At 60.4% G+C, this 9,278-nt stretch carries 8 protein-coding genes and 1 pseudogene; 7 read left to right on the forward strand and 2 right to left on the reverse strand.

Translation table 11 applies throughout. The features are described 5' to 3' along the window. Both phhB and phhA read right to left on the reverse strand, forming a co-directional pair. A pseudogene (gene phhB, locus AC1DLB_RS12035) lies at positions 1–99 on the reverse strand (4a-hydroxytetrahydrobiopterin dehydratase); the annotation flags it as partial. Between the two features lie 105 nt (positions 100–204). Then, the gene (gene phhA / locus AC1DLB_RS12040; protein WP_477785045.1) at positions 205–990 is read right to left on the reverse strand and encodes a phenylalanine 4-monooxygenase; all 786 of its coding nucleotides are present in this window, start codon (positions 988–990) and stop codon (positions 205–207) included. A gap of 281 nt (positions 991–1,271) precedes the next feature. Here phhA and AC1DLB_RS12045 point away from each other — a divergent pair, with 281 nt between their 5' ends. The 7 genes from AC1DLB_RS12045 to flgK form a co-directional block, all read left to right on the forward strand. Beyond that, positions 1,272–2,831: a sigma-54-dependent transcriptional regulator gene (locus tag AC1DLB_RS12045; protein ID WP_477785046.1), complete on the forward strand. Its 1,560-nt coding sequence runs from the start codon at positions 1,272–1,274 to the stop codon at positions 2,829–2,831. A 354-nt stretch (positions 2,832–3,185) separates the two neighbouring features. Beyond that, a complete protein-coding gene (locus AC1DLB_RS12050; RefSeq protein ID WP_064619555.1) occupies positions 3,186–3,926 on the forward strand; it encodes a flagellar basal body rod protein FlgF in 741 nt (246 codons plus the stop codon). A 45-nt stretch (positions 3,927–3,971) separates the two neighbouring features. Continuing rightward, positions 3,972–4,757, forward strand: a complete 786-nt coding sequence (gene flgG, locus AC1DLB_RS12055; RefSeq protein ID WP_477785047.1) for a flagellar basal-body rod protein FlgG — start codon at positions 3,972–3,974, stop codon at positions 4,755–4,757. A 52-nt stretch (positions 4,758–4,809) separates the two neighbouring features. Then, on the forward strand, positions 4,810–5,505 hold the full coding sequence (flgH, locus tag AC1DLB_RS12060; RefSeq protein WP_064619552.1) for a flagellar basal body L-ring protein FlgH: 696 nt from the start codon (positions 4,810–4,812) through the stop codon (positions 5,503–5,505). 27 nt (positions 5,506–5,532) lie between these two features. Continuing rightward, positions 5,533–6,621: a flagellar basal body P-ring protein FlgI gene (locus tag AC1DLB_RS12065; RefSeq protein WP_477785048.1), complete on the forward strand. Its 1,089-nt coding sequence runs from the start codon at positions 5,533–5,535 to the stop codon at positions 6,619–6,621. A gap of 11 nt (positions 6,622–6,632) precedes the next feature. Next, a complete protein-coding gene (gene flgJ, locus AC1DLB_RS12070; RefSeq protein WP_477785049.1) occupies positions 6,633–7,931 on the forward strand; it encodes a flagellar assembly peptidoglycan hydrolase FlgJ in 1,299 nt (432 codons plus the stop codon). Positions 7,932–7,954: 23 nt separating this feature from the next. Further along, a partial coding sequence (gene flgK, locus AC1DLB_RS12075; RefSeq protein ID WP_477785050.1) for a flagellar hook-associated protein FlgK occupies positions 7,955–9,278 on the forward strand: 1,324 nt, incomplete at its 3' end.

The raw sequence follows: 9,278 nt of genomic DNA on the forward strand, positions 1-9,278 counted from the left end.
GTCAGGGATCTGCTTGATCAGGATCGGCAGTTCTTCGTCGCTGACCTGAGGGGCGTCGGCGCGGCAGGCTTCGCAATGGGCTTGGTTCAATGTGGACATGATGTGTTCCTGAAATCGAGTGTTTTGAAAAACGGTCGTCAGTGGGACCACGCTAAAGCAAAGCGGCGATCTGTAACAGACTCACTTGATGCCAAAAGTCGCGGGTCACGCAGCTTTTGGCGGAAATTTCGGTGCGTGCAACCCAAGCTGCATGCCTTGTTTGACCATGCCCATGATGTCTTCGTGGKCCAGATCGAACAGGCGCTTGAGGTTCGGCAGGACAAAGTACAGCGGCTGCAGAATGTCGATGCGATACGGTGTACGCATGCATTCCAGTGGGTCGAAGGCCTGATGCTCAGGCGCATCCGACAGGGCGTAAACAGTTTCTTTCGGCGAGGACAGGATGCCGCCGCCATAGATGCGCAGGCCTTGCGGCGTGTCGACCAGGCCGAACTCGATGGTCATCCAGTACAGACGCGCCAGGTACACGCGCTCTTCCTTGGAGGCCTGTAGGCCGAGTTTGCCGTAGGTGTGGGTGAATTCGGCGAACCAGGGGTTGGTCAGCAACGGGCAGTGGCCGAAGATCTCGTGGAAAATGTCCGGCTCTTGCAGGTAATCMAGTTCTTCGCGGGTACGAATAAAGGTCGCCACCGGAAACTGCTTGTTCGCCAGCAATTCGAAAAAGGTCTGGAAGGGAATCAGCGCGGGCACCCGGGCAACTTGCCAGCCGGTGGTTTCACCGAGGACTTTGTTGATTTCGCCGAGTTGCGGAATGCGGTCGTGGGGCAGACCGAGTTTTTCGATACCGTCCAGGTATTCCTGGCATGCACGACCCTCGACCACTTTCAGTTGGCGAGTGATCAGCGTATTCCACACCGCGTGTTCTTCAGCGGGGTAGTCGATAAAACCTTGCGCATCGGGCTCGCGAGCCACGTATTGCGTCTGCTTCATGCTGCTCTCCTGCTAGGGGAATCGTTCTTGTTGTGTGTACAGCTATGGACCTAGAAATACCCCAAGGTGTTCGGTGTTGCAGCAGGTGATCCGCGTCTTGCGTAGGAAAAATCCGCGCTCTTCGTAAAGTTTTCGTTACGTATTGTCTGCTGTGGCGCAAGTATTGATATTTACGGGTTTGAAATGGCCTACAGGTGTCACATAATCTTGACGACTAACTTGGTGCTCGCGCAGAAAATTCCTTGCGCCGGGCCTCGATCACCGCTGTTACGGGCCTTCATATGCGTATCAAAGTCCACTGCCAGAACCGCATCGGTATCCTGCGCGACATTCTCAACCTGTTGGTCGAGTACGGGATCAACGTCGCTCGCGGCGAGGTGGGTGGTGAGCATGGCAATGCGATCTATCTGCACTGTCCGAACCTGATCAACATTCAGTTCCAGGCGTTGCGGCCGAAGTTCGAGGCGATTGGTGGGGTATTCGGCGTCAAGCGTGTAGGGCTGATGCCCAGTGAGCGTCGGCACATGGAGCTCAATGCCTTGCTCGGTGCCCTGGAGTTTCCGGTTCTGTCGATCGACATGGGCGGTTCCATCGTCGCGGCCAACCGTGCGGCGGCGCAATTGCTCGGGGTGCGGGTGGATGAGGTGCCGGGGATTCCGCTGTCTCGGTACGCCGAAGACTTCGATTTGCCGGAACTGGTGCGCGCCAACAAGTCGCGGATCAACGGCTTGCGGGTGAAGGTCAAGGGTGACGTGTTTCTCGCCGACATCGCGCCGCTGCAATCGGAGCATGACGAAAGCGAGGCCATGGCCGGTGCGGTGTTGACGCTGCACCGGGCGGACCGGGTGGGCGAGCGCATCTATAACGTGCGCAAACAGGAGTTGCGCGGCTTCGACAGCATTTTCCAAAGCTCGAAAGTGATGGCGGCGGTGGTTCGCGAAGCGCGGCGCATGRCACCGCTGGATGCGCCGCTATTGATCGAAGGCGAAACCGGCACCGGCAAAGAGTTGTTGGCGCGGGCCTGTCACCTGGCGAGCCCGCGTGGGCAATCACCGCTGATGGCGCTCAACTGCGCCGGCCTGCCAGAGTCCATGGCCGAGACCGAATTGTTCGGCTACGGCCCCGGCGCCTTCGAAGGGGCGCGGGCCGAAGGCAAGCTCGGGCTCCTGGAGCTGACGGCGGGCGGTACGTTGTTTCTCGATGGCGTCGGCGAAATGAGCCCGCGCTTGCAGGTGAAATTACTGCGCTTTCTGCAGGACGGTTGCTTCCGTCGTGTCGGCAGCGATGAAGAGGTCTATCTGGATGTGCGGGTGATCTGCGCGACTCAGGTGGACTTGTCCGAGCTGTGTGCTCGCGGTGAATTTCGCCAGGACTTGTACCACCGCTTGAACGTGCTCTCGTTGCACATCCCGCCACTGCGCGAATGCCTCGACGGACTGGCGCCGCTGGTGGAGCACTTCCTCGATCAGGCCAGCCGACAGATCGGTTGCCCACTGCCGAAGCTGGCGCCGGCGGCGATGGAACGACTCAGTCACTATCACTGGCCGGGTAACGTGCGGCAGTTGGAGAACGTGCTGTTTCAGGCGGTTTCCCTGTGCGAGGGCGGCACCGTCAAAGCCGAGCACATTCGTCTGCCGGACTACGGCGTGCGTCAGCCGCTTGGCGATTTCTCCCTCGAGGGTGGGCTGGACGAGATTGTCGGGCGCTTCGAGAAAGCCGTGCTGGAGCGCTTGTATTCCGAGTATCCGAGCAGTCGGCAACTGGGCAAGCGACTGGGGGTTTCCCATACCACCATTGCCAATAAGTTGCGCGAGTATGAGGTCGGTAAAGAGCCCGGTTAAGCGGCTTTTGTGGCGAGGGAGCTTGCTCCCGCTCGGGCGCGAAGCGGCCGCAAAACCTACCTGCGCGATCTGCCTGCAATAATTCGGTTGTCATTTTTGGGGCTGCTGCGCAGCCCAGCGGGAGCAAGCGCCCTCGCCACAGGGGAACGATCAGCGTCCAGGCTGATCCTTGCCTCTTGGCGGCATGACACCGCCGGTTTTTCGTCTTCGATACATTCCTTCAATCCCCTCTAAATCCMTCAAGTCCTTTGTTTGCCGGGCCCGGCGCCGCCAGAAAAAAGTTGGTCTGCAAATTGCTTATGGCTCAGCAGTACAGCGGTGGGCGGCAAACGTCCGGCATGCAGAGGAAAGAGTGTGGACAAGTACCTTTATGTGGCAATGACCGGCGCCAGCCAGAATGCACTGGCGCAGAAGGCTCATGCCAACAACCTGGCGAACATCTCTACCAATGGTTTTCAGAAGGACCTGGAGCAGGCCCGTTCGATGCCGGTGTTTGGTGACAGCTTTCCGGCGCGTGCGTTTGCCATGAGCGAACGTCCGGCCACCGACTTCTCCCCGGGCGCCCTGGTGGAAACCGGCCGTGACCTCGATGTCGCGGTGCAAGGCAACGGCTGGATCGCCGTGCAGAGCCCCGATGGCGGTGAGAGCTACGTGCGCACCGGCAGCCTGAACGTTGATGCGCTGGGCGTGTTGCGCGCCGGCAACGGCATGCCGGTGATGGGCAATGGCGGTCTGATTGCCGTGCCGCCTGAGCAGCAGATCGAAGTCGGCGAAGATGGCACCGTCAGTATCCGTGCGATGGGCGAAGGCCCGCGTGTGATGGCCGAAGTCGACCGCATCAAGCTGGTCAACCCGGACTTCAAGAACATGACCAAAGGCCTGGACGGTTCGATCCACACCAAGGACGGCAAGCCGGCGCAAGCCGATGCCGGCGTCAAGCTGGTGTCCGGATTCCTCGAGTCGAGCAACGTCAATGCCGTGGAAGAAATGACTTCGGTACTGGCGCTGGCCAAGCAGTTCGAGCTGCACATCAAGATGATGAACACCGCCAAAGACGATGACCAGGCCATGGCTCGGGTCTTGCAGATCAGCTAATTATCAGAACGTCGCGCCGTAAAACAGGCGCACGAGGAGAAACGAATGCTTCCGGCTCTATGGGTTGCCAAAACAGGTCTGTCCGCCCAGGACACCAACCTCACCACCATTTCCAACAACCTGGCGAACGTATCGACCACGGGTTTCAAACGTGACCGCGCCGAATTCCAGGACTTGCTGTATCAGATCAAACGCCAGCCAGGCGCCCAGTCGACCCAGGACAGCGAACTGCCGTCGGGTCTGCAAGTGGGTACCGGTGTGCGCATCGTCGGCACCCAGAAAAACTTCACCGCCGGCAGCCTGCAAACCACCGAGCAGCCATTGGACATGGCCATCGACGGTCGCGGTTTCTTCCAGATCCTGCAGCCCGATGGCACCACGTCCTACACCCGTGACGGTACCTTTCACCTGGATTCCAACGGTCAGATCGTCAACGCCAGCGGCTTTGCCCTGGAGCCGGCCATTGTCATTCCGAACAACGCCCAGACGTTCACCGTTGGCCGTGACGGCACCGTGTCCATCACTGTTGCCGGCAGCCCGGCCGCCCAGGTGATCGGCAACCTGCAAACCGCCGACTTCATCAACCCGGCCGGTCTGCAAGCGGTGGGTAACAACCTGTTCCTGGAAACCGCTGCCAGTGGCGCGCCGCAAGTCGGCACCCCGGGCCTGGCCGGTTTCGGCACCACGCTGCAGAACACCCTGGAAACGTCCAACGTCRGCACCGTTGAAGAAATGGTCAACATGATCACCACTCAGCGCGCCTACGAGATGAACTCCAAAGTGATCTCCACCGCCGACCAGATGCTCTCGTTCGTAACGCAGAATCTGTAATCAAGTCTATGAGGCGGCCATGAGGTCGCCTGCAACACCGTGAGGTAGGGTCATGAATCGCTTCGTATCTGTTCTGGCACTGAGTGGGGTCGCCGCGCTGGCGGGGTGCGTCGGTCCGACGCCAAAGCCCAATGACCCTTACTACGCCCCGGTGTTGCCGCGCACGCCGCTGCCGGCTGCCGCCAATAACGGCTCGATCTACCAGGCCGGTTTCGAACAGAACCTGTACAGCGACCGCAAGGCATTCCGGGTCGGTGACATCATCACCATCACCCTGAACGAGCGCACCCAGGCGAGCAAGAACGCCAATTCCCAGGTCGACAAGACCAGCAAGACCAGCATTGGTCTTTCCTCATTGTTCGGCACTAAGCCCAGCGTAAATAACCCGCTCGACAGCGGCGACCTGAGTCTGGATGCCAGCTACAGCGGCGACCGCGCGACCAAGGGTGACAGCAAGGCCGGGCAGGGCAACAGCCTCACCGGCTCGATCACCGTGACCGTCGCCGACGTGTTGCCCAACGGTATCATCGCCGTACGCGGCGAGAAGTGGATGACCCTCAATACCGGTGATGAACTGGTGCGGATTGCAGGGCTTGTTCGCGCCGATGACATCGCGACTGACAACACCGTTTCGTCGACCCGTATCGCCGATGCACGCATCACCTATTCGGGCACCGGTTCGTTTGCCGATGCGAGTCAGCCAGGCTGGTTCGACCGTTTCTTCCTCAGCCCGCTGTTCCCTTTCTAGGTGGCTACGTTGAATCTGAAAAGCCTTATGGTGGGCGTCCTGTTGTTGACGGCGGCCTTCGATGCTCAAGCCGAGCGGCTGAAGGACATCGCCAGTATTTCCGGCGTGCGTTCCAACCAATTGATCGGCTACGGCCTGGTGGTCGGGCTTAACGGTACCGGCGACCAGACGACGCAAACCCCGTTCACCCTGCAGACCTTCAACAACATGCTCTCGCAGTTCGGCATCAAGGTGCCGCCGGGTTCGGGCAACGTGCAGTTGAAGAACGTCGCGGCGGTGTCGATCAGCGCCGATTTGCCAGCGTTCGCCAAGCCGGGTCAGCAGATAGACATCACCGTAGCGTCCATCGGTAACTCCAAGAGCCTGCGCGGCGGCACCTTGCTGTTGACGCCGCTCAAAGGTATCGATGGCAACGTCTATGCCGTGGCTCAGGGCAACCTGGTGGTCGGCGGCTTCGATGCCGAAGGTCGTGACGGTTCCAAGATCACCGTCAACGTTCCGTCGGCCGGTCGCATCCCCGGCGGTGCGTCGGTCGAGCGGGCAGTGCCGAGCGGCTTCAATCAGGGCAACAGCCTGACCCTGAACCTCAACCGTTCGGACTTCACCACGGCCAAGCGCATCGTCGACAAGATCAACGACATGCTTGGCCCTGGCGTCGCTCAGGCCATCGATGGCGGCTCGATCCGCGTGACTGCGCCACTCGATCCAAGCCAGCGGGTCGACTATTTGTCGATCCTGGAAAACCTCGAAGTCGATCCGGGTCAGGCGGTGGCGAAAGTCATCATCAACTCGCGCACCGGCACCATCGTGATCGGCCAGAACGTCAAGGTTTCCCCGGYCGCCGTGACCCACGGCAGCCTGACCGTGACCATCACTGAAGACCCGATCGTCAGCCAGCCCGGCCCTCTGTCCAACGGGCAGACGGCGGTCGTGCCGCGTTCGCGGGTCAACGCTCAGCAAGAAGCCAAGCCGATGTTCAAGTTCGGCCCGGGCACCACCCTCGACGAGATCGTTCGTGCGGTGAACCAGGTCGGCGCAGCACCGGGTGACTTGATGGCGATCCTCGAAGCGTTGAAACAGGCCGGCGCGTTGCAAGCCGACCTGATCGTGATCTGAGGACGGCGATCATGGATATGCGCAAAAGCGGTCTGGTCAGCAGCAGCGRTTCGGGTTCCTACTCGGACCTGAATCGTTTGAATCAGCTCAAGGTCGGCGACAAGAACAGCGATGCGAACATGCGCAAAGTGGCGCAGGAATTCGAGTCGCTGTTCCTCGGCGAAATGCTCAAGTCCATGCGCTCGGCCACCGAAGCGCTGGGCAAGGATAATCCGCTCAACACGCCGGCAGCCAAGCAATACCAGGAAATGTACGACCAGCAGTTGGCCGTTTCCCTGTCTCGCGAAGGCGGCGGTATCGGCCTGGCTGACGTGTTGATGCGCCAGATGTCGAAGAACAAACCGTTGGCGCCGGGTGAGGCTGCGGCAGCATCTGCCGCCAAGCAAGCCGCCGCGAAGGCCGCCGTGGAAACACCGATTGCCGCCGGTACGGTCGCCACCAATGGGCCGCTGTCGCGCCTCAATGGCGAGCGCCCGTTGTGGGCTTCACGCGCGGTGAGGGCGCCGGCAGGTGCGGGCGAGGGCGCACACCGCAACGACATGGCGCTGATCAATCAGCGGCGTCTGGCGCTGCCACCGAAACTGGCCGACCGTTTGCTCGCAGGGCTGGTGCCATCGGCATCGACCACGGCGACAACCGCCACCGCAACGCAGAACAAAATCCAGGTGCCGCCGAGCACCGCGACCGGTTCCGGCCCGCTGTACAACGGCGATTGGCTGGCTTCGCAAACGGATACGACCTCCAGCGGGCGCCTGCAGATTTATGGTCGTGCCATGGCTCAAATCCCCCTGGCACCGGCGAAGAAAGCCTTCAGCTCCGCCGACGAATTCGTCAACACCATGCTGCCAATGGCCAAAGAAGCCGCCGACCGTATCGGTGTCGATCCGCGTTACCTGGTGGCTCAGGCCGCCCTGGAAACCGGTTGGGGCAAATCGGTCATGCGCGCCCAGGATGGCAGCAGTAGCCACAACCTGTTCGGGATCAAGGCCAGTGGTAACTGGAAGGGTGATTCGGCGCGGGCGATCACCAGCGAATTCAGAAATGGCCAGATGGTCAAGGAGACGGCTGAGTTCCGTTCCTACGCCTCTTACAAGGACAGTTTCCATGACCTTGTGACGCTGCTGCAAAGCAACAATCGCTATCAAGATGTGCTGAAGTCGGCCGATAACCCAGAACAGTTTGTACGCGAGTTGCAAAAAGCCGGGTATGCAACCGACCCGGATTACGCAAGCAAGATTTCGCAGATAGCCAAGCAGATGACGAGTTACCAAAACTACGCTGCAGCGGGCGCTTCCACTACGCCTTTATAGGCACAAGGCATAAGGTTTGAATCATGAGTTTGCTCAACATCGGGATGTCGGGTTTATCCGCTGGCCAAAGCGCGTTGATGGTGACCGGTAACAACATTGCCAACGCCGACACCGCAGGCTACTCGCGTCAGCAAACCGTGCAGGRCAGCAAGGCCTCGAATCAGTTCGGCAATGTCTACATCGGCACGGGTACGACCCTGGCCGATGTGCGTCGGGTGTACAACAGCTACCTCGATGCGCAACTGCAAACCACCACCTCGCTCAACAGCGACTCGGCTGCCTATGCCGGGCAGATCAGCCCGCTCGATAAGTTGCTGTCAGACAGCGGCACCGGCCTCAACGGCGCCCTGACCAAGTTCTTCGCCTCGGTACAGAACGTCAACGCCAAACCGGGCGACGATGCTTCCCGCCAACTGCTGCTCAGCGATGCGCAAGCGGTGAGCAACCGTTTCAACTCGATCTCCAGCCAGTTGACCGCGCAGAACGCGGACATCAACGGCAACCTGGCGGACATGGCCGATCAGGTCAACAAACTGGCGGCCACCGTGGCCCAGTTGAACCAGAAGATCTCCGAAGTTTCCAACGCCGGCGGCCAGCCCAACGACTTGCTCGACGCGCGCAACGAGACCGTGCGCCAGTTGTCCACCTTCACCGGTGCGCAGGTGATCGAGCGTGACGGCAACCTCGACATTTACCTGGGCAGCGGTCAACCGCTGGTCATGGGCAGCACTGCCAGCAAGCTGGAAGTGGTGCCGAGCAAAGACGATCCGTCGCGTTCGGCCATTCAGCTCAATCGCGGTTCGAGCACCATCGATATCACCTCGGTGATGACCGGTGGCGAGATGGGYGGCTTGCTGCGTTATCGCAGCACCGTGCTGGACCCAGCCATGAATGAACTGGGGCGTGTGGCGCTGGTCGTCGCCGATCAGATGAACACCGTCCAGGCCCAGGGCATCGACAAGAACGGTGATTTTGGTTCGAACCTGTTCAACAGCATCAACACCGCCGCGCAAATGGCCCAACGCAGCGTTGCCACGGTCGGCAACAGCGCCGGCTCCGGCAACTTCGATGTGAGCATCGAGGACAGCGGCAAGCTGACCATTAACGATTACAAGGTCACCTTCACCAGCGCCACCAACTACACCGTGCAGCGTCTGCCTGAAGGCACCGCCATGGGCGCGTTCAGCACGCTGACCACGCCACCGCCGGTGATCGATGGTTTCTCCATGACACTTTCCGGTGGCACCGCAGCCGCCGGCGACACGTTCAAGATCACCCCGACCCGCAACGCGGCGACCAACATCAAGACCGAGATGACCGACTCCAAGCGTCTGGCCATCGCGGCAC

This window comes from Pseudomonas sp. 05N434 (assembly GCF_056396965.1).